The sequence below is a fragment of the Halodurantibacterium daqingense genome, from assembly GCF_042666235.1.
GTDB lineage: Bacteria > Pseudomonadota > Alphaproteobacteria > Rhodobacterales > Rhodobacteraceae > Halodurantibacterium > Halodurantibacterium daqingensis.
On sequence record NZ_JBHTFQ010000011.1, the window covers coordinates 23793 to 44286 of the forward strand.

Sequence of the window (20494 nt, forward strand, 5' to 3'; positions counted from 1 at the left end):
CGCGAGGCGATGCTGGTCTCATCGTACAACTGGCCGGCTTCGGACCATGGCTATGGCGGCTTTTCCGGCATTGCGCTGGATGCCGACGGGCGGCGGTTCACGGCGATCTCCGACCGGGGCGCGATCCTGCGCGGAGAGCTGCTCCGCGGCGACGACGGGCAGATCCGCGCGATCCGGTCCGAACCAGCGCAGATGCTGCGTGGCCCGGACGGAGCCGTTCTGCCAAAGGCCGCGCAGGATGCCGAGGGGCTTGCCATCAATGGCGATGGCCGGATCTTCATCTCGTTCGAAGGGGTGCATCGCGTTTTGCGCTATGACACTTTTGGCGGCACCGCGACCGCCCTGCCGACCCATCCCGATTTCGCGGGCTTCGGGCCGAACAAGTCGCTCGAGTCGCTCGCCGTTGCAGCCGACGGAACCCTCTACACGTTGCCGGAAGAGCCGGTTGGCCCGCAGGGTTTTCCCGTCTATCGCTTCCGGAACGGGTCGTGGGAGCAGCCGTTTCATATCGCCCAGATGGATGGCTTCCTTGCGGTCGAGGCAACCTTCGGTCCCGATGGACGCTTCTATCTTCTGGAACGCGACTTCCGCCTGTTTGGCGGTTTCACGAGTCGCGTGCGCCGGTTCGAGATTTCCGATTCCGGCATCGACACGGGCGAGACCCTGTTTCAGTCGCGCCGCGGCCAGCACGACAATCTTGAAGGGCTTTCGGTCTGGCGTGATCCGGCAGGTGCCATCCGCCTGACACTGATCAGCGACGACAATTTCCTGCCCGTGCAGCGGACAGAGATCGTGGAATACCGACTGACGCCGTGAACATGCGGCGAGGCTAGGATGGTGCGCATCCCCGGGGCTGCGCAGGCCGCGGGGTGCCCATCCCGGCTCGCCGGCAATCCTGCGATCGCGGACAGCCGGCAGGTGCGCCATTCGCTGCGCCAGCAGATCGTCCGCGACCGCAACCCGCCGGCGCTGATTCCTCAAAGGCGCCGGATCGTAAAGCCCAAACATGCGCCTCCAAGGCAGCTGCGGAGAAGAGAACGTTCGGCACCTGTCGCGACACCCAGAACCCCCCGCACGCCCTTCCCCGAGAGGACCATGATCTCGCCCGGTTGCGGCACTGGACGCTTGGCCGCGTTTTCCCGCGCGGCATCCCGGCAGGCCTTCACCGGGGCAGTGCCCGACTTTCGAAGCCACGCAGAACCAGACGGCGGCGTCTCCCTGTCCGGATCAGCCTTCGCCAGGCTGTCCTGGGCACACCGCCCTGACATTGCCGTCCGTCATGAAGAACCGCGGCGGGCGCCCTCTCGCGTCGTGGGAACCAGATGTTCCGCCCGTTGTCAGTGCCCCCTCTCCGCCGTCCCGTTCACGCGCCGAGCGTTCCCCGATACCTCGGCCTTTCGCGTGCATCCCCACGCAGCTTGCATCCGCCCTCCGCCGTGCAGCGACGCACGGCGCGGGCGCCGGCCGGTGCACCAGGGCTTTCCTGCACGCTCCATCCTGTGCGGGTGAATCACCCCGCAGGTTGGGCTGGCGCTTGCCGCGGTGGGGCTGCAGCGATAAAAGCCCTCATCCCGCGCCCCGCGCGGCACATCGCCATCAAGTTTCCGCAACCTTGTCAAAACGGACCCTCACGTGACCCGCGCACATCTTCCCGGCATTCTTGCCATGGCTGCCATCGTCGTGGCCTCGAACATCCTTGTCCAGTTCCTGTTCGGGCAATGGCTCACCTGGGGGGCCTTCACCTATCCGGTTGCCTTTCTGGTGACCGATGTGATGAATCGCGTCCACGGACCTCGGGCCGCACGGCAGGTGGTGCTGGCGGGCTTTGCGATCGGCGTGCTCTGCTCACTGATCGGCACGCAGATCATCGGGGAATACGGCCCGCTCGTCACCTGGCGCATCGCCATCGGCTCGGGGCTGGCCTTCCTGACGGCACAGCTTCTGGATGTCGTTGTGTTCGACCAGCTGCGCGCCGGACGCTGGTGGCGCGCACCGCTTGCCTCGACGCTGATCGGAAGCTCTGCCGACACTGCCCTTTTTTTCAGCATCGCCTTTTCTTCCGCCCTTGCCTTCATCGAGCCGGCCAACGACGTGTCCTGGGCCGCAGAACCGCTTCCGCTGATCGGTTTTGGCCCGATCGTGCCGCTTTGGGTGTCGCTGGCCCTTGCAGACTGGCTGGTCAAGCTGGGGCTGGCCCTTCTGGCCCTGATGCCCTTCCGCATCATCGTCCGACGGCTTGCTAAAAATCGTGGATAAAATCACTTGCCAAAGGCGAAATCTGTGCCACCCTTCCCTTAGTGAAACCCATTTGAAAGGAGGTGGTCCAGTGTCGAGAGTGATATTGGAGAGAGGTGTCAGAACAGTCAGGAGTCATGTCGCCTGAGGGCAGCCCCGAGGGCAGTGTCGCCTGATTGGGCTCAGGTCTCTAACTGGCCCATCTCCTGGAACTCGGAGGGTCGCCCCCAGCGGGCGACCCTTTCTTTTGCGCCCCGGCTGCCGCGCCGCAAGCCCCCGTCCCACTGCGCCACCTTTCGCTTGCTCCGCAGCTGCGCTAGCGTGACGACATGCTGCGCATCACCGATCAGATCACCCTTCAGCCCTGGGAAATGACCGAGACTTTTTCGCGTTCTTCCGGTCCCGGCGGACAGAATGTCAACAAGGTCGAAACCGCGGTCGAGCTGCGTTTCGAGGCCGAACGTTCGCCCAGCCTGCCGACCCCGGTCAAGGCGCGGCTCCGTCGGCTTGCGGGCCGGCGCTGGACGCTGGACGGCGCCATCGTCATCCGGGCCGAAGAAACCCGCAGCCAGGCGCGCAACCGCGAAATCGCGCGGGAACGGCTGGCGGAGCTGATCCGCAGCGCCCTGGTCCCGCCCAAGCGGCGGGTGCCCACCAAGCCCACCCTCGCCAGTCAGCGCCGGCGCGTGGCCGCCAAGACACGTCGGGGCACGGTCAAGGCGCTGCGCGGCAAGATCGGAGACAATGATGAGTGACGCGATCCTCGCCCGCCGCAACCGGTTGATGGGGCCGAATGTGCCAACCTTCTACCGGGACCCGGTTCATATCGTGCGCGGCCAGGGCGTGTGGCTATGGGATGCCGCCGGGAACCGCTATCTGGATTGTTACAACAACGTGGCCCATGTCGGCCATTGCCATCCCAGGGTGGTCGAGGCCATCGCCCGCCAAAGCATGACCCTGAACACCCACACCCGCTATCTGCACGAGGGCGTGCTGGATTACCTTGAACAGCTGACAGCGCGGCTGGGGCACGGGATCAGCCAGGGCATCATGGTCTGCACCGGCTCCGAGGCGAATGACATCGCCCTGCGCATGGCCCAGGCCGTGACCGGCAAGACCGGGATCATCGCGACCGACAACACCTATCACGGCAATACGGTCGCCACCGCGGCGCTTTCAACCCGGCGTCCGCCGATCGGGGGCTATCCGCCACATGTCCGGCTTGTTCCCGCGCCCGAAAGCCTGGCGCCGCTGGGCGGCAGCGCAGAACGGCAGGCCGACGTCTTTGCCGAGAATGTCGCCCATGCCATCGCGGATCTTGAAGACAGCGGCTTTGGCTTTTCGGGGATCATGCTGTGCCCCTTCTTCGCGAACGAGGGCTTTCCCGACCTGCCCGCAGATTTCCTTGCCCCCACGGCGCGCATCGTGCGCGCGGCCGGCGGGCTGATGCTGGTGGACGAGGTGCAGCCGGGGTTCGGCCGGCTTGGCAGCCATTTCTGGGGTCATGACCGCGCGGGGCTGGTGCCGGATGTCGTGACCGTGGGCAAGCCGATGGCCAACGGGCATCCGGTGGCGGCAGTGCTGGCGCGGCCCGATGTGATGGGCGCCTTCCGCAGCGCCTTCGGGTATTTCAACACCTTCGGCGGCAATCCCGTGGCCGCCGCCGCCGCACTGGCAACGCTGCAGGTGATGGAGGAGGAGGGCCTTCAGGCCAATGCCCGCGACACCGGCGCCTATGCCCTCGCCCGCCTGCGCGCGCTTCGCCACCCTGCCATCGCCCAAGCGCGCGGCGCGGGGCTGTTTCTTGGGCTCGAATGTGTGACCGACGATGGTGGACCGGCAACCGCCTTTGCGACCGAACTGGTCGAACGGATGCGACAACGCGGCATCCTGATGAACCGGATCGGCCGGCATATGAACACGCTCAAGATCCGCCCGCCGATGCCCTTCAGCCGCGACAACGCCGATCTTCTGGTCGATACCCTCGGCGAGGTTCTGGCGGCAATGCCGACGGAGACCGCTGATGCGGGATGACACGGCACTTGCACAGGCGCACGAAGCCATGGCCGCCTGGGGCGGCACCGGAACGCCGCGCCTGATCCGCAACCGCGAGAATGCGGTATTCGAAATCATCACTCCCGCCGGACGCGCCGCGCTGCGCCTGCACCGCCAAGGCTACCAGACCGAAGCAGCGATCCGGTCGGAGCTGTGGTGGATGCGCGCCCTGGCCGACCGGGCGCAGCCAGTGCCGCATCCGTTGCGGACAGCGACAGGCGCGCTGACCCATTGCCTGCAGGGCGGGCGCATCGCCTCGGCCCTGGCCTGGGTTGAGGGGGCGCCGCTTGGGGCGGCAGGTATCCCGCTTTCGGGGACCGCGCAGGAACAGGCCGCGCAGCATCACGCCCTCGGGCGGCTTCTGGCGACGGTTCATTCGGCGACGGATCGACTTGAACCACCGCAGGACTTTGAGCGCCCGCACTGGGATCTGCCAGGGCTTCTGGGCGAGTCCCCCCTGTGGGGCCGGTTCTGGGAGCATCCCGGTCTTGCCCCCGCCGAGGCGCGGCTGCTGGTCGAGGCCCGCGCCTTCTGCGCAGAGGCAACGCGCGATGCCACCGCACGTGGCGCGGATCAGGGGCTTGTCCATGCGGATGTGCTGCGGGAAAACGTGCTTCTGACGGAAAACGGCCCGGTGCTGATCGATTTCGACGATTGTGGCCGTGGGTTCCGGCTTTACGATCTGGGAACGGCACTGTCACAGAACCTGTCCGAACCGCATCTGCCCGCGATCCTGGCCGCGCTGGTTGATGGCTATGCGAGCCTCCGGCCGCTTGCGCCAGAGGACCAGGCCCTGATCCCCGTCATGACGTTGATGCGCTGCCTGGCCTCCGTCGGCTGGACCATGACCCGGATCCCCCAAGAAAGCCCGCTGCACCGCAGCTATATCAACCGGGCGACCCGCCTTTCGGCGCAGCTTCTGCGCGGGGAGGGACTTGTGGGCAAGGACTGACCACATGCCAACCCGGGATGCGACAGGCTTGCCGACCCTTCGGCCCTGAAGCTGGGCAGGCCCACGGCGCCCTTGAAAAGGTCCGGCCACGACTCAGATGACTTCATGTGGAAGATTTAACCATTCGCAGCTATACTGAGAAAAACCAGAATACAGGCAGCTCATGATGATCCAGACCCGCCTTGCCAGGGCGCTCCGCGATGCGGTTGTTCCGCTTATCAGCCGGCCCGCGTATATTCAGGTCGCTGCGCTGTGCCTGCGGAGCAAGAATGGCAAGCAGCAGGTTCTGATGATCCGCAGCCTTGGCACAGGGCGCTGGATCCTGCCGAAGGGCTGGCCAATGGACGGCCGCAGCCTTGCCGAAGCGGCGCTGCAGGAAGCCTGGGAGGAAGCCGGCGTTCAGGGCAGCGTTGCCCCCGAACCGGTGGGCCACTACAGCTACTCCAAGATCGCCGAGGGGGGGATGGCGCTGCCGACGACGGTGCATGTCTATGCGGTGGCGGTGGACAGGCTTGCCGACAGCTTCCCCGAAAGCGCCCGGCGCAAGCGGAAATGGATGGCACCCGCAAAGGCGGCCGAGCGCGTCAACGAACCCGGGCTGCGTGACCTGCTGGCCGCTTTGTGATCCCGATCCGCCGGCAGCAACCGATTTCTGTTGTCCCGTCATCGGAACCCCGTTACTGCCCCGCGCGTAACAGTTTCATGACAATACCCGGGGCGCCGTGACCGAACAGAAGCCGATCAACCAGTGGAAGACACTGGACAAGGATCTGAACCGGATCAACCTGCTCGAGCAGGCGACCCATTATGTGGGGCGCCCGCTTGTCGCGCCGGGGATCGCGCTGTGTTTCATCGCGCTGGTGACGCTTGCAGCGACGGTCATCGTGGGGCAGTCGGCCTCGTCCCTCATCATCATCGCGGCAGCGGCCTTCGGTGCCTACATGGCGCTGAACATCGGCGCGAATGATGTGGCCAACAACATGGGCCCGGCCGTCGGCGCCAATGCGCTGACACTGGGCGGGGCGCTGATCATCGCCGCTGTCTGCGAAACGGCGGGCGCGCTTCTGGCCGGGGGGGATGTGGTCGGCACGATCTCGGGCGGAATTGTCGATCCGGCCAGCGTGGCCGATGCGGGGGTATTCATCTGGGCGATGATGTCAGCCCTGATCGCGGCCGCCCTCTGGATCAACCTCGCGACCGTCATCGGGGCACCCGTATCCACCACCCATTCCGTCGTGGGGGGCGTGATGGGCGCCGGCATCGCTGCCGCGGGCGTTGCCGCAGTGAACTGGCCGATGATGGGCCGGATCGCGGCAAGCTGGATCATCTCGCCGGTGATGGGCGGGGTGATTGCCGCGCTGTTTCTGGCCTTCATCAAGGCGCGGATCATCTATCAGGACGACAAGATCGCCGCCGCCCGGCGCTGGGTGCCGGTGCTGATCGGGATCATGGCCGGCAGCTTCGCCACCTATCTGGCGATCAAGGGGCTGAACCGGATCATCTCGGTTCAGCTGGGAACCGCGCTTCTGATCGGCCTGGGCTTTGCGCTTGTCACGCAGCTGGCCGTGACCCCGGTGATCCGCCGCCAGTCAGAGGGGATGGAGAACCGCAAGAAATCGCTCAAGAAGCTGTTCTCGATCCCGCTTGTCCTGTCGGCGGCACTTTTGTCCTTTGCCCATGGCGCCAATGACGTGGCGAATGCCGTGGGACCGCTGGCGGCGATTGTCCATGCAGTGAACTCCGGCGATGTCGCAGCGCGGGTGGTGATACCGCTTTGGGTGATGATCATTGGCGCCATGGGGCTTTCCTTCGGGCTGGTGCTGTTCGGACCCAAGCTGATCCGCATGGTGGGCAGCCAGATCACCAAGCTCAATCCCATGCGGGCCTATTGCGTTTCGCTGGCCGCGGCGATCACCGTCATCGTGGCCAGCTGGCTGGGGCTGCCGGTCAGTTCGACCCATATCGCCGTCGGCGCGATCTTTGGCGTCGGCTTCTTCCGCGAATGGCATGCCGAACGCCGGGCGCGCCAGCTTGGTATCACCAAGGGCAAACCCGTCGCCCCGGAAGAGCGCCGGCGCCGCAAGCTGGTGCGCCGGTCGCATTTCATGACCATTGTTGCCGCCTGGGTGGTGACCGTGCCGGCGGCGGCCTTTCTGTCAGGCGCGGTATTCGTTGCCATCAGCCTGATCGCCGGCTGAGGTCAGACCAGAACCTCTTGCGCCTGTTGGTGCCCGACACCGAACACCCGCTTGTAGCGTTCAACCTCATCGGGCGGCCCCATCGCCTTGTTGGGGTTGTCCGACAGCTTGACCGTGGGGCGGCCATCCGCCGACACCGCCTTGCAGACCAGCGAAAACGGCGCCAGCGCATCCCCGGGCACAAGCCCGCGAAAATCGTTGGTGAACATGGTCCCCCATCCGAAACTGACCTTGACCCTGCCCCGGAACCGGGACGAAAGCTCTTCGATCCGGTTTACATCAAGCCCATCCGAGAAGATGACCAGCTTCTTGCGCGGGTCCTCGCCTCGCTCCTGCCACCAGCGGATCGCGGTTTCAGCGCCCTGGACCGGGTCGCCGCTGTCGATGCGGATGCCGGTCCAGGTGGTCAACCAGTCGGGCGCGCGCTGCAGGAAACCTTCGGTGCCATAGGTGTCGGGAAGGATGATGCGCAGATTGCCGTCATGTTCCTCGTGCCAGTCGGCCAGAACCTGATAGGGTGCCCGGGCAAGTTCGGCATCGTCTCGGGCAAGCGCGCTGTAGACCATTGGCAGTTCATGCGCATTGGTGCCGATCGCTTCCACCTCGCGGCGCATGGCGATCAGGCAGTTCGAGGTGCCGATGAAGCTTTCGCCAAGCCCCTCGATCATCGCCTGCACGCACCAGTCCTGCCACAGGAAGCTGTGGCGCCGCCGCGTGCCGAAATCGGCGATGCGCAGCCCCTCGATCTGGCGCAGACGCTCGATCTTTTCCCACAGCTTGGTCATGGCCCGTGCATAGAGAACCTGAAGCTCGAACCGGCCCAGCGTCTTGAGCACGGCGCGCGAACGCAACTCCATCAGAACCGAGAGCGCCGGGATTTCCCACAGCATCACCTCGGGCCACGCGCCTTCGAAGGTCAGTTCATACTGTCCGTCGCGTTTTTCCAGATGGTAGGGCGGCAGGCGCAGGCCCTCGAACCATTCCATGAAGTCGGGGCGGAACATCTGCCGCTTGCCATAGAAGGTGTTGCCCCGCAGGAAGGTGCTTTCGCCCCGCGACAGCCCGAGGCTGCGGATATGGTCCAGCTGTTCGCGCAGCTCGCCCTCGTCCACGAGATCGGCAAGCCGGACCGAATGCGAGCGGTTGATCAGGCTGAAGGTCACATTGGTGCGGGGCCGGTTGCGAAACACCGACTGGCACATGAGCAGCTTGTAGAAATCGGTATCGATCAGCGAACGCACGATCGGGTCGATCTTCCACTTGTGGTTATAGACGCGGGTGGCAATATCGGCCATTCTCAGTCCTCCAGCCGCACGCCTGCCGCACGCATGGCTGCCAGCGCCGCGGTCAGCGATCCGTCAAGATCGATGGCGCGGCACAGATCGGGGCGCACCGAGGCCCGGAACCCCAGCCGTGCCGCATCGATTGCCGACCAGGCCACGCAGAAATCAAGCGCCAGCCCGACAAAGGCCACCTCGGTCACGCCGCGGTTGCGCAGATAGCCCTCAAGCCCGGTGGCTGTGGTCTTGTCGTTCTCGAAGAAGGCCGAATAGCTGTCCACCTCGGCGCGGAAGCCCTTGCGCAGCACAAGATGCGCGCGGTTGGTGTCCAGATCCGGGTGCAGGTCGGCGCCACTGGTGCCCTGCACACAGTGGTCGGGCCAGAGAACCTGAGGGCCATAGGGCATGTCGATCATCGCGAAGGGATCGCGCCCGGGATGGCTGGAGGCGAAGGAGCGATGATCAGCCGGGTGCCAGTCCTGGGTCAGGACCACCGTGGCGCAATCGGCCATCAGCCCATTGATGCCGGTCAGGATTTCATCGCCCCCCGCAACGCCAAGGGCGCCCCCGGGACAGAAATCGTTCTGCATGTCGATCACGATCAGGGCCTGATGCTCGGGCTGCATGGCCGCTCCTCCCTATGGCTCAGTGCGTTTGCTAAGTGTGAAGCGCCCGCAGGTCAATGGCTTGGGCCTTGCGCAGGCGGCCTCTGGGCGCCTATGTGACGGCCATGTTGACCGTTGCTGCGCTTTACCACTTCACCCGATTCCCCGATCCGGCCGCCCTGCGCGGGCCGCTTCTGCAGTGCTGCGAAACCGCGGGCGTTCGCGGATCGCTGCTGCTGGCGCGGGAGGGGATCAACGGAACCATCGCCGGAACCCGGGCCGGGATCGATGCGGTGCTGGACCATGTGCGCGCCTTGCCCGGCTGCGCAGCGCTGGAGTGGAAGGAAAGCCCCGCGCCCGCCATGCCGTTCGGGCGGATGAAGGTCCGGCTGAAGAAAGAGATCGTGACCATGGGCCAGCCCGAGGTCGATCCGCTGGCCGGCACCGGGCATTATGTCGACCCCCGGGACTGGAACGCCCTGATATCCGCCCCCGATGTCGTGGTCATCGACACCCGAAATGACTACGAAGTGGCGATCGGCACCTTTGCCGGCGCGGTCGATCCGCAGACACGGGCCTTCCGCGATTTCCCCGCCTGGTGGGAAGCAAACCGCGACCGCTTTCACAACAAGCGGATCGCGATGTTCTGCACCGGCGGCATCCGCTGTGAAAAGTCCACCAACTACCTGCTGGGACAGGGCGTGGATGAAGTCTATCACCTCAAGGGCGGGATCCTGAAATACCTGGAAGAGGTGCCCGAAGAAGACAGCCTGTGGCAGGGGCAGTGCTTTGTCTTTGACCAGCGCGTCTCGGTGGGCCACGGGCTGCAGCCGGGCGCGTTGCAGATGTGCCATGCCTGTCGCCGCCCGCTTTCCGCCGAGGACCGGGCACAGCCGAGCTACGAAGAGGGCGTGAGCTGCCCGCATTGCATTGACGAATACAGCCCTGCCCGGCGCGAGGCGTTCCGCGAGCGCCAGCGCCAGATCGCGCTGGCAGCCTCCCGCGGCGAAAGGCATCTGGGGCAATAAGGCGGCCGGACGGCGCTGTCCGCGATTCCCGCAGACAAGGCTTCCGTCCGGCACACGCCGGATTGCCCGTCAGGCCATGGCGATGACGACGCCGCCGGTCAGCGTCACAGCCCCGAGCGCGCGCAGCAGGGCCTGTCCCCGGGCCTGCGGAAACCACTGGCCAAGCACCAGGCCAAGCCCTGCGCCCGCCGCGTGCAGAAGCGCGGTGGACAGGGCAAAGCCCGCGCCGAAGGCCGCGGCGCCGCCCTCGCCCATTTCCTGCCCATGGGCAAAGCCGTGAAACAGCCCGAACAGCGCCACCAGCGCCGCGCTCGCTCCGGTGGGCAGGCGAAGCGCCAGTGCCAGCATCAGGCCCAGCACCAGAACCGACGCAAGGATCATCGGCTCGACCAGCGGCAGCACCCCGCCACCAAGGGCAACGGTGAACCCCGCCACCATGGCAGCGACGAAGGCTGCCGGCAGGCCGGGAAGGGCCGCCCCGCCAAGATGCGCGGCCCAAAGGCCAACGGCTATCATCGCCAGAAGGTGGTCCGCCCCCAGAAGCGGATGCACCACACCCGCCACAAAGGGCGCCTGCCCGACGTGGCCGGGATGGGCCAGTGCCGGGGCGGCGGCAAGGATCGGCAGGGTGGACAGGATCAATCGTTTCATACGGCTCCTCATGGGCTGACGCCCAGAACCTGTCCTGTCAGCGGCCGCGGCTCAAGCCAGCGTTGCCCTCTCAGCCCGCTGCGGACCGGCCTTGGCACGAAAACCGGGCAGGATGCCCGGTTTCTGTGCAATCAGACATGATGCAGAACCAGCGGCCGGTTATCGACCTGATGAACACGCATCGGCATGTCAAAGACCGATTCCAGCACCACCGGGCACAGCACTTCCTCGGGCGTGCCCACCGCCGCGACGCGCCCGTGCTTGAGCGCGACGATATGATCGGCATAGGCCGCGGCATAGTTGATCTCATGCACGACGATCACCACGCTGCGGCCATGCGCCTGGGCCACATCCCGCAACCGCCGCATCAGGGCGCGGGCGTGATACATGTCCAGATTGTTCAGCGGTTCGTCCAGCAGCAGCCAATCGGTGCCCTGGGCAAAGACCATGGCCAGATGCGCGCGCTGCTGTTGTCCTCCCGAGAGGGAATCGAGGAATCGGCCGGCCAGGGGCAGCAGATCGAATTCCCGCAGCGCGGCCTCCGTGGCTTCTTCATCCTCGGGGCGCGGGCGGCCGTGATGATGCGGATAGCGGCCAAAGCCGACCAGATCGCGCACCCGCAACCGGCTGCCGATATGGGTCTGTTGCGCAAGGATGGCCAGCTTGCGCGCCAGAAGGCCGGTAGGGGTGCGGTTCACATCCAGCCCATCGACGGTAATGCGGCCGGCCTGAACCGGGTCGAGCCGGGCGATCAGATGCAGAAGCGTCGATTTCCCGGCCCCGTTCGGGCCGACAAGCGCCGTTATCCCACCCGCCGGAAGCTGCAGCGACACATCATGCAGGATCCGGGCCGCACCTATGGAATGGCTTACGCCGCTGATTTCGATCATCGCACACGCCCTTTCAGCAAAAGCCAGATGAAGAACAGCCCGCCGACGAACTCGACGATCACGCTGAGCGTTGACTGCAGGTTCAGAAGCCGCTCGAACAGGGTCTGGCCCAGGACCAGCACCAGGCCCGCGATCATTGCCGCGGCGGGCAGCAGCAGCGCGTGGCGATGGGTCTTCATCAGCGCATGGGCAAGCGCGCTGACCAGAAGCCCGAAGAAGGCCACCGGCCCCACCAGCGCCGTCGATACCGCGACCAGAACCGCGATCAACGTCAGCACCCCCAGGCTTGCCAGACGCTGCCGCAGGCCAAGGTTGATCGCCGTCGCCCGCCCCAGCGCCAGAACGTCAAGCACCGGCACCATGCGCCAGATGACCAGCGCTGCGAGGCCCAGAACCGCCGCCGCCAGCCACAAGAGCGGCCCGTTCACCGCGCTGAACCGCGCAAAGCTTGCGCCCTGAACCACCGCGAAGGCATTGGGATCGATCAGCCGCTGGAGAAAGACCGACAGGCTGCGGAACAGCACGCCAAAGATCACGCCGGCCAGGATCATGCGGTGGATGTCGATCCGCCCCCGGCCCAGGAGTGTGCCAAAAAGCGCAAGCGCCGCGACGATCATGATCGCCGTCTCGGTCAGGAACTTGGCCTCGGTTCCCAGGGCCACGAACCCGACCGGCCCCAGAAAGAACACCAGCGCCGTCTGCATCAGCAGATACAGCGCATCGAACCCCATGATCGACGGCGTCAGGATCCGGTTGGCGCTGACGGTCTGGAACATCATCGTGGCAAGGGCAATAGCCACGGCCACCACCAGCAGGGTTGCCAGCCGTGAAGACCGAAGCCCAAGGATGAAGCCGCGGTTGCCGCTGCCAAGACCGTAGAACATGAAGAAGGCCGAGGCCGCAGCCAAGGCGACCGCCAGTGCGATCAGCCGTTTATCGGGCATGGGCCGGCCTCATGAACAGAAGCCACAGAAAGACTGCTGCCCCCAGCACCCCGAACACCGTTCCCACCGGAACCTCGTAGGGAAAGCGCAGCACCCGGCCCAAGATGTCGCAGCCAAGCACCATGGCACCGCCAAGGCAGGCCACCATCGGCAGGCTTGCACGCAGGTTGTCGCCCATGAGCCGCGCCACGATATTGGGCACAACCAGCCCCACGAAGGGAATCATGCCGACCGTCACCACCACCAGCGCCGTGGTCATCGAAACGACAGCAAGCCCCAGCGCCACCACCTGCCGGTAATTGAGCCCGAGGTTGACGCTTGCGTCGCGGCCAAGCCCGGCGATGGTGAACTGATCGGCGGTGACATAGGCGGCGATCGCCATTCCCCCGGCCAGCCACAGCAATTCATAGCGGCCCGAGATGACGCCGGAAAATTCGCCGTTCATCCAGATCTCGACATATTGCAGCAGATCGGTCTGATAGCCGATGAAGGTAACGGCCGCGCCGATGACGCCGCTATAGACCAGCCCGACCAGAGGCACGAGAAGGGGCGCCCGTGGCGGGATCTTGCGGATCAGGGCAAGAAACAGCAGCATCGACAGAAGTGCCGACACGCTTGCCACGATCATCTTGAAAAACAGCGGCAGCGCGGGGGCCAGCAGCGTCACGCCCAGAATGCCAAGCGCGGCACCCTGGGCCGTGCCGGCGGTGCCCGGCTCTACAAAGCGGTTGCGCACCAGCATCTGCATGATGACGCCCGCCACCGCCATGGCGCCGCCGGTCAGCAGCGCCGCAAAGGTGCGCGGAATACGACTGATCGCGAGAAGCCGAAGCGCCTCGGGATCCGACCAGAGTGCACCCGGGCGCAGGTTCGCGACGCCCACGAACAGGCTGAGCGCCGCAAGGGCGATCACGGCAATCGGAAGACCAAGATACAATGCGCTGGCGCGGCTCATGCTGGCATCCCCTCCTTGCGAGAGGTTGGGGGCCGGACGCGCCGACCCCTTGAGGTGTCAGTTGGAGAACGCGTCGAGCAGTTCCTGCATCGTGCCCATCATGGAGTTGTAGCCACCCCCCGCAATGTAGAGATTGACCGGGTTGGGATAGACCACGTTGCCCTGCTTCCAGGCGGTGGTTTCGGCGACAAGCGCATTGTTCAGCGTCTCGCGCGCGCTTTCCGCTTCGCCGATCGCGGCGGCACGGTCGACCACGATCAACCAGTCGGGGTTGGCTTCGCGCACGAATTCGAACGAGATCGCTTCACCGTGGGTGGCTTCCTGATCGACATCGACAGCCTCGGCAAGGCCCAGCTCGGCATGCATCCAGCCAAAACGGCTGCCGCGGCCATAGGCCGAGATCTTGGGCCCGTTGGTCATCACCACCAGCGCGCGGCCCTCATCTGCGGCAAGGCCGCGGATTTCCTCGAGCCGGTCATTGAAATTCCGGGCAAGTTCATCGGCTGCCTCTTCGCGCGCAAAAAGCGTGCCATAGGCTTCCAGGCGTGCCAGGGCTTCCTGGGCCAGCTCATCGCCCGTGATCGTCATGTCGATGACCGGCGCGATGCGTGACAGCGATTCTGCCTGCCCGGCCGAGCGTCCCCCGACGATGATCAGATCGGGCGCAAGCCCGGCCAATGCCTCGAGGTTCGGCTCGAACAGGGTGCCGATCACGGCCGCGTCGCGCAGCTGTTCCGGCAGGTAGGTGACATAGAGGTTGTCGGGAACGCCCGCCGGCTGCACGCCCAACGCCGTCAGCGTGTCGATGGCCGCGATATCGAAAACCGCGACGGTCCGGGGCTCTTGCGGAAGCGTGACCGGCCCCTGCGCGGTCTGGATCGTCACATCAGCGGCAAAGGCAGGCAGGGCAAGCGCGGCGGCAAGCGCGGCTGAAAACGACAGGCGGGTGATACGCGACATCTCGAACATCCTCTTGAAACCAATGCCCTGAACAGCTGGGACAGGAGCATGACATGGCCTTAGCCGCTTGCGCTCCAAGCGTCCAGTCCTTAAGATGACAAAAATAATCGGATTAGGAAATCGTGATGCTGACAGCCCGTTCCCGCTTTGAAACCCCGAATGGAAGTTCGTATCTGCAGCGCCTCTGCAAGCATTTCGAACACAAGATCAAGGTTGAATACGATGCCCACCGCGGCCACTGCACCTTGCCGTCGGGCCAGGCCCTCATGGAGGCAGACGAGACCGGCATCTCGTTCCTGGTCGAGGCCGACGATGCCGAGGGGCTTGCCCGCGGCAAGGGCGTCATCGAAAGCCACCTTGTCCGGTTTGCCTTCCGCGAAAACCTGGAACGGCTGGATTGGCAGGAAGGCGCCCCCGCCGCATGATGAAAGGGCCGCGTTCTACGCGGCCCGTCCCATTGCCGTCCTCATCCCGCGGTTCAGGTCTCGCTTGCCGGGGCCGGGCCCAGGACGCCCGCCTGAACCGCGGCTTCGTGTTCGGCCGCATCGACATAGCCGTCGCCATTGCTGTCCATCCGGTCAAACTGACCGGCATCAAGATCGGGATAGATCATCTGCAGTTCGAGAAACGACAGGACGCCATCACCGTCGGCGTCGATCTCGCTGAACTCGGTCGCAAGGGCGGGCATGGCCAGCGCAACACAGGCGCCGAGGCCGAGCAGGTATGTCTTCATCTGGGTCTCCTTCCGGATGCTCCGAAACAAGACCTTTAATTAGGATTGTGCAGCGTCTGCCGCCAGACCACGGCGCAATCCCGCGCGGCATGGGCGCGGGATTGCTGGAATCGGGGCAGGCGACGGGCTGAAACCCGCCGGGCCGCCCGGAGGCTCAGACTTCGCCCCAGATGGCGCGGGCGGTTTCCACCACAAGCTCCAGCTTGCGGCGCTGGTCGTCAAAGGCCACGGCATTGCCCTCTTCAGTCGAGGCAAAGCCGCATTGCGGGGCGATGCCAAGCTGATCGAGGTCAGCGTATTTCGACGCCTCGTCGAATTTCCGCTTCAGGTCGTCGATGCTTTCCATCTCGCCGGTCTTGGTGGTGATGAAGCCCGGCAGGACACGCTGCTTGCCCTTGGCAAGCAGGCGCAGCGGCTCCAGCCCGCCCGCACGCTCGGTATCGTATTCCATGAAGAAGATATCGACGCCGGTCTTGTTGAACACCGCATCCGCCGCCGCATCATAAGCGCCTTCGGCCGCATGGGTGGAACGGAAGTTGCCGCGGCACATGTGCATGCCGATCACCATGTCAGCGGGGCGATCCTTGATCGCGTCATGCATCATCTTGGCATATTGATCGATGAGCCAGTCCGGATCCTGCCCCTCGGCCTGCTTGGCGGCGCGGTGCTTGGGATCGCAGAGATAGGCGAAGAAGATGTCATCCATCTGCAGATAGCGGCAGCCCGCCTCGTAGAATTTCGCCACCGCCTTGGCATAGGTTGCGGCGAGATCGGCGAACAGAACCTCCGGGTCCTGGTACTCCGCGGGATGGATATCCGACTTGGCAGTGCGGAAATGGCAGCACGAGGGGCCGGGGATCGAGATCTTCGGCACGACACTGGTGTTGTCCGCAACGAAACGGAAGTGCTCCAGCATCGGGTGGTCATCGGGGAAATCAAGCTTGCCCTTGATGGTCGGGAATACAGGACGCAGCTTGACCCCGGCGAATTGCGCGCCCTGGTCCGGATCACGCTCTTCCATCTCGAAGCCGGTCAGCATGCCCATGAAATCGTAATGCCAGAAGGACCGGCGGATTTCGCCATCGGTGACCGCCTTGAAGCCGATCTCTTCCTGCATCCGGATCACGTCGCGGATCGCGGCATCCTCGGCCGCGCGCAGCTCGGCCGCGTTGTCGGCGCCTTCGGCACGGGCCTTGCGCTGCGCCGCCACCGCAGGCGGACGCAACAGGCTTCCGACATGATCGGCGCGGAACGGAGGGGTGAGCATCATTCTAGTCCTTTCAGTTTCAGCCCGGCAGTTATCCCGCCAGGTATCGCGGTAGCCACAGCACAATGGCCGGGAACACGAGGATCAGCACGACCCGGATGATCTCGGCCGCGAAGAACGGCATGACGCCCTTGAAGGTTTCCATCATCGGCGTGTCCTTGGACAGGGCAGAGATGACGAAGACATTCATCCCGACCGGTGGCGTGATCAGCCCCAGTTCCACCACGATCAGCGCGAGGATGCCGAACCAGATCTTCAGCTCGTTCGTGCTCATGCCAAAGCCGGAACCCTCGGCGCCCTGGTAAAGCCCGCCGTTCAGTTCCACCAGAACCGGCCAGAAGAAGGGGATGACCAGAAGGATCATCGACAGGCTGTCCATCAGGCAGCCCAGCAGGATCAGCGCCAGCAACAGCAGGATCAGCACCGTCATCGGTTCAAGGCCGGACGTGCCGATCCAGCTTGCCGCCGCCTGCGGAAGGCCGATGCGCGACATGTAGATCTTCATCAGTTCGGCGCCCAGCAGGATCAGGAAGATCATGCCGGTGGTGCTGGCGGTTTCCATAAGCGATTCGCGGATCGCCCCGAAGGACAGCCGTCGCTGCGCGGTCCCGAACAGCCAGACCAGAAACACCCCCACTGCCGCTGCTGGTGTCGGGTTGTAAAGCCCGCCATAGATACCCCCCAGCACGAGGCCGAAGATCACCAGCACCGGGATGACCCCGAGCGTTGCCGACAGGAACTCGGCCCGGTCCTTGCTGCCGCCGGCCGGGCCGGCCTCGGGCACGATCAGGACATAGATCGCGATGGTCAGAAGGAAGAAGATCACCGCCAGGATGCCGGGGATGAAGGCCGCCATGAACATCGTGACGATATTCGCCTCGACGATGATGGCATAGATGATGAGAACGACCGAAGGCGGAATCAGGATCCCCAGCACCCCGCCCGCCGCGAGCGACCCGGTCGCCAGCGCGCCCGAATAACGGTAGCGGCGCAGCTCCGGCAGTGCCACCTTGCCCATGGTCGAGGCGGTGGCCAGCGATGATCCCGAAACCGCCCCGAACCCCGCGCAGGCCGCGATACCCGCCATGGCGGTGCCGCCGCGCATCCAGCCCAGCCAGGCATTGGTAAAGCGGAACAACTGCTGGCTGAACCCCGCCTTGGTGGCCAGCGCCCCCATCAGCACGAACATCGGAATGACGGAAAGATCGTAGACCGAGAACTGCCCATAGGCCAGCGTCTTGAGCTGGTTCAGCATCAGGGCCGGCCCGTTCAGCAGCGTGATTCCCACGCCACCGACCAGAATCATCGCATAGCCAATGGGCATGCGCAGCGCGATCAGGATCAGCAGAACGAGAAGGCCAAGAAAACCCAGCGTCGTCGGGTCGGTCATGCTTGCCCTCCGCGCATCATACTGCGCCCGTATTCAACGAAATTGATTGCTGCGGCCAGGGCCAGCAGCGCCAGGGACACAAGGATCGGCACGAAGGCCCACCAGATCGGCACCTGAAGGATCGTGGTCGTGTAACGGTAATCGCGCTGGTCGTTCAGCCCGTAATACATGCGCCACAGCAGCAGCAGCGCAAACAGAAGCGCCACAAGCGCCGCCACAAGCTTGAACAGCGCCACCCAGCGCGGCGAGGCGCGCGAGGTAAAGATGTCCGCGGTGACATTGGCATCACTGAGCTGCGTATAGGGCAGGAAACAGAAGGCCGCCACCGCAGCGAACATCTCGGTCAGCTCGAAGTCGCCCGAGAAGCGCCGCCCGGCAAAGCCCGACAGCACCGCATAGATGTTCACCACGACCAGCGCGATCAGAACGACCCCCCCGAACAGCGCCCAGAGGGTGATCACCGTTTCTGCCACACCGGCGAACCCGGTGCGGCGTGGTGTGTGACTGGATGCCATCAGTTGCCGGCGCTATGCTCGGCGATCAGGGTGCGCGCCTTTTCCACAAGCCCTGCCGCGTCGATGCCCTGCCCCGAAACCTCGGCCACCCAGCGCTCGACCACTGGCTCGAGCGCGTCGCGGAAGGCTTGGGTTTCCTCGGCGCTCAGCACGATGTGCTGGTTGCCGGCCCCGGTGGCCACGCCGATGCCGAAGTCATCGGTGCCGCGCCAGATCTCACCGACCTGGGCCCACCATTCCGGGCCTGACGCATCGCGGAAGGCCTGCTGGATATCCTCGGGCAGGCCGTCCCAGCGCGCCTGGTTCATCGAGACCTGAAACACCGTCGTCCCGAAGCGATAGTTGTTCTCGCCCTCGATCTGGTAATCCGTCTGTTCCTGGATCTGAAGCGCCGGGATGATTTCCCACGGGATCAGCGCGCCGGCGACCGTGCCGCGCTGCAGGGCCTGCGGCAGTTCCGGAACCGGCATGGCGACCGGGGTGGCACCCAGCGCCTCGATCACCCAGGCACCGGTGCGCGATGGCGTCCGCAGGCTGACGCCCGAAAGATCGGCGGGGCTGCGGATCTCGCGGCCGGCGATCTGGATACCGTTGCCGGCATGGACATGCAGAAACATGACTTCGGTGCCGCGATAATCCTCGCGCAGATCATCCAGCATGTCGTGCATTGCCAGGTTGGCCGCCGACAGGTCACCCTCGAATACGTTCGGAAGCTCGAACACCTCGGAACGGGGGAAGAGACCGGGCGTATAGCCATTGACCGTCCAGATCAGATCGACCACGCCATCGCGGACCTGGTTGATAAGCTCGGGCGGGCGACCACCGAGCGTCATGGCCGGGAAGATCTCGATCTTCACGCGCCCGCCCGAGTTTTCCTCGACCTGGCGCGCCCAAGGCTCCAGCATCTGGGTCTGGGCAGGCGCCTGGGCGCTGAGCGGCTGGTGCAGCTTGAAAGTATACTCCTGCGCAGCCGCAAGGCCCGCAGCGCAAAGGGTAAAGGCAGACGCGGCAAATGCGGCGCGCACTGTTCTGGTGATACGCATATTCCCTCCCTGTGAATAATTGTGCCTGTCAACTTCCTGCTGCTTTGCCAGCAACCCGCCAAGCACAATCATCAAGCATCACCATGGGGCGCGGCCCGATTTCCGCAGGGCGACAAGGATGTGACGGTAGCCACGGAACCCCTGTCGGGGCAGGGCGCGGCATATCCGCGCGCGGCAACAGGCGAGGCTGAAACCGGTCGGTTTCGTTCCCATCTTTGCGATGTCTTTTCGAAGATGAAAGGGGCCTTTCATGCCGCATCTCATTCCTGCCTGGCTCGGCGGCTCGCTTATCCCGGTCGAGCCGCACGACGCGCATCGCCGGGGGCTGCGGCACAGGGCAGTCTCGGTGTTCATATTGCGCGGGCAGGATGTACTGATCCAGCGGCGCGCCCTTTCCCGGCAGCATCTGCCGGGCCTGTGGTCCAACAGTGGCTGCGGACATCCCGCCTGGCAGGAACAACCCGAAGATTGTGCCATCCGCAGGCTGCGCGCGGAACTGGGGATCACCGGCATCTATCCCAATCATCGCGGCCAGATCGAGTATCGCACCAGGCTCGGGGCCGACCTGATCGAGCATGAGCTGGTCGACCTGTTCGTCGCCTATGCCCCGCCAGAGCTGCCCCTGGCCCCCGACCCGCGCGAAGTGGCCGAGCTGCGTTGGCTCGGCATTCATGATCTGGCGGCCGAGGTGGCGCGGCATCCCGATCAGTTCACGCCCTGGCTTCGGGCCTGTCTGCCCGAACATACCGGATCCATCCTTGGCGCGCTTCAGAACTAGGCGCGGCCCGTCGCG

Annotated in this window: 22 protein-coding genes; 10 read left to right on the top strand and 12 right to left on the bottom strand. The window is 65.0% G+C overall.

The window, feature by feature from the left end; translation table 11 throughout:
• The first annotated feature begins 9 nt into the window (after window positions 1–9).
• The 7 genes from ACFQXB_RS16920 (at window position 10) to ACFQXB_RS16950 (ending at window position 7440) form a co-directional block, all read left to right on the top strand.
• On the top strand, window positions 10–816 hold the full coding sequence (locus tag ACFQXB_RS16920; protein ID WP_377406199.1) for an esterase-like activity of phytase family protein: 807 nt from the start codon (window positions 10–12) through the stop codon (window positions 814–816).
• An 816-nt stretch (window positions 817–1632) separates the two neighbouring features.
• The gene (locus tag ACFQXB_RS16925; RefSeq protein WP_377406200.1) at window positions 1633–2256 is read left to right on the top strand and encodes a queuosine precursor transporter; all 624 of its coding nucleotides are present in this window, start codon (window positions 1633–1635) and stop codon (window positions 2254–2256) included.
• A gap of 308 nt (window positions 2257–2564) precedes the next feature.
• Window positions 2565–2990: an alternative ribosome rescue aminoacyl-tRNA hydrolase ArfB gene (gene arfB, locus ACFQXB_RS16930; RefSeq protein WP_377406202.1), complete on the top strand. Its 426-nt coding sequence runs from the start codon at window positions 2565–2567 to the stop codon at window positions 2988–2990.
• Window positions 2983–4269: an aspartate aminotransferase family protein gene (locus tag ACFQXB_RS16935; RefSeq protein ID WP_377406204.1), complete on the top strand. Its 1287-nt coding sequence runs from the start codon at window positions 2983–2985 to the stop codon at window positions 4267–4269. The genes arfB and ACFQXB_RS16935 overlap by 8 nt, the downstream gene beginning before the upstream one ends.
• Window positions 4259–5242: a phosphotransferase enzyme family protein gene (locus ACFQXB_RS16940; RefSeq protein ID WP_377406206.1), complete on the top strand. Its 984-nt coding sequence runs from the start codon at window positions 4259–4261 to the stop codon at window positions 5240–5242. The genes ACFQXB_RS16935 and ACFQXB_RS16940 overlap by 11 nt, the downstream gene beginning before the upstream one ends.
• A gap of 166 nt (window positions 5243–5408) precedes the next feature.
• Window positions 5409–5867, top strand: a complete 459-nt coding sequence (locus ACFQXB_RS16945) for an NUDIX hydrolase (protein WP_377406208.1) — start codon at window positions 5409–5411, stop codon at window positions 5865–5867.
• A 97-nt stretch (window positions 5868–5964) separates the two neighbouring features.
• On the top strand, window positions 5965–7440 hold the full coding sequence (locus ACFQXB_RS16950; protein ID WP_377406210.1) for an inorganic phosphate transporter: 1476 nt from the start codon (window positions 5965–5967) through the stop codon (window positions 7438–7440).
• A gap of 2 nt (window positions 7441–7442) precedes the next feature.
• On the opposite strand, the gene pncB is transcribed toward ACFQXB_RS16950, so the two are convergent.
• Both pncB and pncA read right to left on the bottom strand, forming a co-directional pair.
• A complete protein-coding gene (pncB, locus tag ACFQXB_RS16955; RefSeq protein ID WP_377406212.1) occupies window positions 7443–8735 on the bottom strand; it encodes a nicotinate phosphoribosyltransferase in 1293 nt (430 codons plus the stop codon).
• 2 nt (window positions 8736–8737) lie between these two features.
• Entirely contained in the window at window positions 8738–9346 is a 609-nt protein-coding gene (pncA, locus tag ACFQXB_RS16960; RefSeq protein WP_377406214.1) for a bifunctional nicotinamidase/pyrazinamidase, read from the bottom strand.
• Between the two features lie 104 nt (window positions 9347–9450).
• Here pncA and trhO point away from each other — a divergent pair, with 104 nt between their 5' ends.
• Window positions 9451–10353: an oxygen-dependent tRNA uridine(34) hydroxylase TrhO gene (gene trhO / locus ACFQXB_RS16965; RefSeq protein WP_377406216.1), complete on the top strand. Its 903-nt coding sequence runs from the start codon at window positions 9451–9453 to the stop codon at window positions 10351–10353.
• Window positions 10354–10422: 69 nt separating this feature from the next.
• On the opposite strand, the gene ACFQXB_RS16970 is transcribed toward trhO, so the two are convergent.
• From ACFQXB_RS16970 to ACFQXB_RS16990, 5 genes are all read right to left on the bottom strand, one after another.
• Window positions 10423–11004, bottom strand: coding sequence for a HupE/UreJ family protein (locus ACFQXB_RS16970; protein WP_377406218.1), 582 nt, complete (start codon window positions 11002–11004; stop codon window positions 10423–10425).
• A gap of 131 nt (window positions 11005–11135) precedes the next feature.
• Window positions 11136–11894 carry an iron ABC transporter ATP-binding protein gene (locus ACFQXB_RS16975; RefSeq protein ID WP_377406220.1) on the bottom strand — a complete coding sequence of 253 codons (759 nt, stop codon included), beginning with the start codon at window positions 11892–11894 and terminating at the stop codon, window positions 11136–11138.
• Window positions 11891–12838 (bottom strand): iron chelate uptake ABC transporter family permease subunit, encoded by a 948-nt coding sequence (locus tag ACFQXB_RS16980; protein ID WP_377406222.1) that lies wholly within the window; start codon window positions 12836–12838, stop codon window positions 11891–11893. The genes ACFQXB_RS16975 and ACFQXB_RS16980 overlap by 4 nt, the downstream gene beginning before the upstream one ends.
• On the bottom strand, window positions 12828–13793 hold the full coding sequence (locus tag ACFQXB_RS16985) for an ABC transporter permease (protein ID WP_377406224.1): 966 nt from the start codon (window positions 13791–13793) through the stop codon (window positions 12828–12830). The genes ACFQXB_RS16980 and ACFQXB_RS16985 overlap by 11 nt, the downstream gene beginning before the upstream one ends.
• 57 nt (window positions 13794–13850) lie before the next feature.
• Complete coding sequence (locus ACFQXB_RS16990) at window positions 13851–14753, bottom strand: siderophore ABC transporter substrate-binding protein (protein WP_377406226.1); 903 nt, start codon at window positions 14751–14753, stop codon at window positions 13851–13853.
• Window positions 14754–14878: 125 nt separating this feature from the next.
• Between ACFQXB_RS16990 and ACFQXB_RS16995 the strand changes: the two genes are divergently transcribed.
• Window positions 14879–15178 carry a DUF2218 domain-containing protein gene (locus ACFQXB_RS16995; protein ID WP_377406228.1) on the top strand — a complete coding sequence of 100 codons (300 nt, stop codon included), beginning with the start codon at window positions 14879–14881 and terminating at the stop codon, window positions 15176–15178.
• Between the two features lie 53 nt (window positions 15179–15231).
• Here the strand turns inward: ACFQXB_RS16995 and ACFQXB_RS17000 are convergent, their stop codons facing one another.
• From ACFQXB_RS17000 to ACFQXB_RS17020, 5 genes are all read right to left on the bottom strand, one after another.
• Entirely contained in the window at window positions 15232–15486 is a 255-nt protein-coding gene (locus tag ACFQXB_RS17000; protein WP_377406231.1) for a hypothetical protein, read from the bottom strand.
• A gap of 154 nt (window positions 15487–15640) precedes the next feature.
• Window positions 15641–16753, bottom strand: coding sequence for a 5-methyltetrahydropteroyltriglutamate--homocysteine S-methyltransferase (locus ACFQXB_RS17005; protein WP_377406234.1), 1113 nt, complete (start codon window positions 16751–16753; stop codon window positions 15641–15643).
• A 31-nt stretch (window positions 16754–16784) separates the two neighbouring features.
• Window positions 16785–18143 (bottom strand): TRAP transporter large permease, encoded by a 1359-nt coding sequence (locus tag ACFQXB_RS17010; RefSeq protein ID WP_377406237.1) that lies wholly within the window; start codon window positions 18141–18143, stop codon window positions 16785–16787.
• Complete coding sequence (locus tag ACFQXB_RS17015; protein WP_377406240.1) at window positions 18140–18658, bottom strand: TRAP transporter small permease; 519 nt, start codon at window positions 18656–18658, stop codon at window positions 18140–18142. The genes ACFQXB_RS17010 and ACFQXB_RS17015 overlap by 4 nt, the downstream gene beginning before the upstream one ends.
• Window positions 18658–19701 (bottom strand): TRAP transporter substrate-binding protein, encoded by a 1044-nt coding sequence (locus ACFQXB_RS17020; protein WP_377406242.1) that lies wholly within the window; start codon window positions 19699–19701, stop codon window positions 18658–18660. The genes ACFQXB_RS17015 and ACFQXB_RS17020 overlap by 1 nt, the downstream gene beginning before the upstream one ends.
• A 250-nt stretch (window positions 19702–19951) precedes the next feature.
• On the opposite strand from ACFQXB_RS17020, the gene ACFQXB_RS17025 reads away from it, so the two are divergent.
• Complete coding sequence (locus tag ACFQXB_RS17025; RefSeq protein ID WP_377406244.1) at window positions 19952–20479, top strand: isopentenyl-diphosphate Delta-isomerase; 528 nt, start codon at window positions 19952–19954, stop codon at window positions 20477–20479.
• The last annotated feature ends 15 nt before the right edge of the window (window positions 20480–20494 follow it).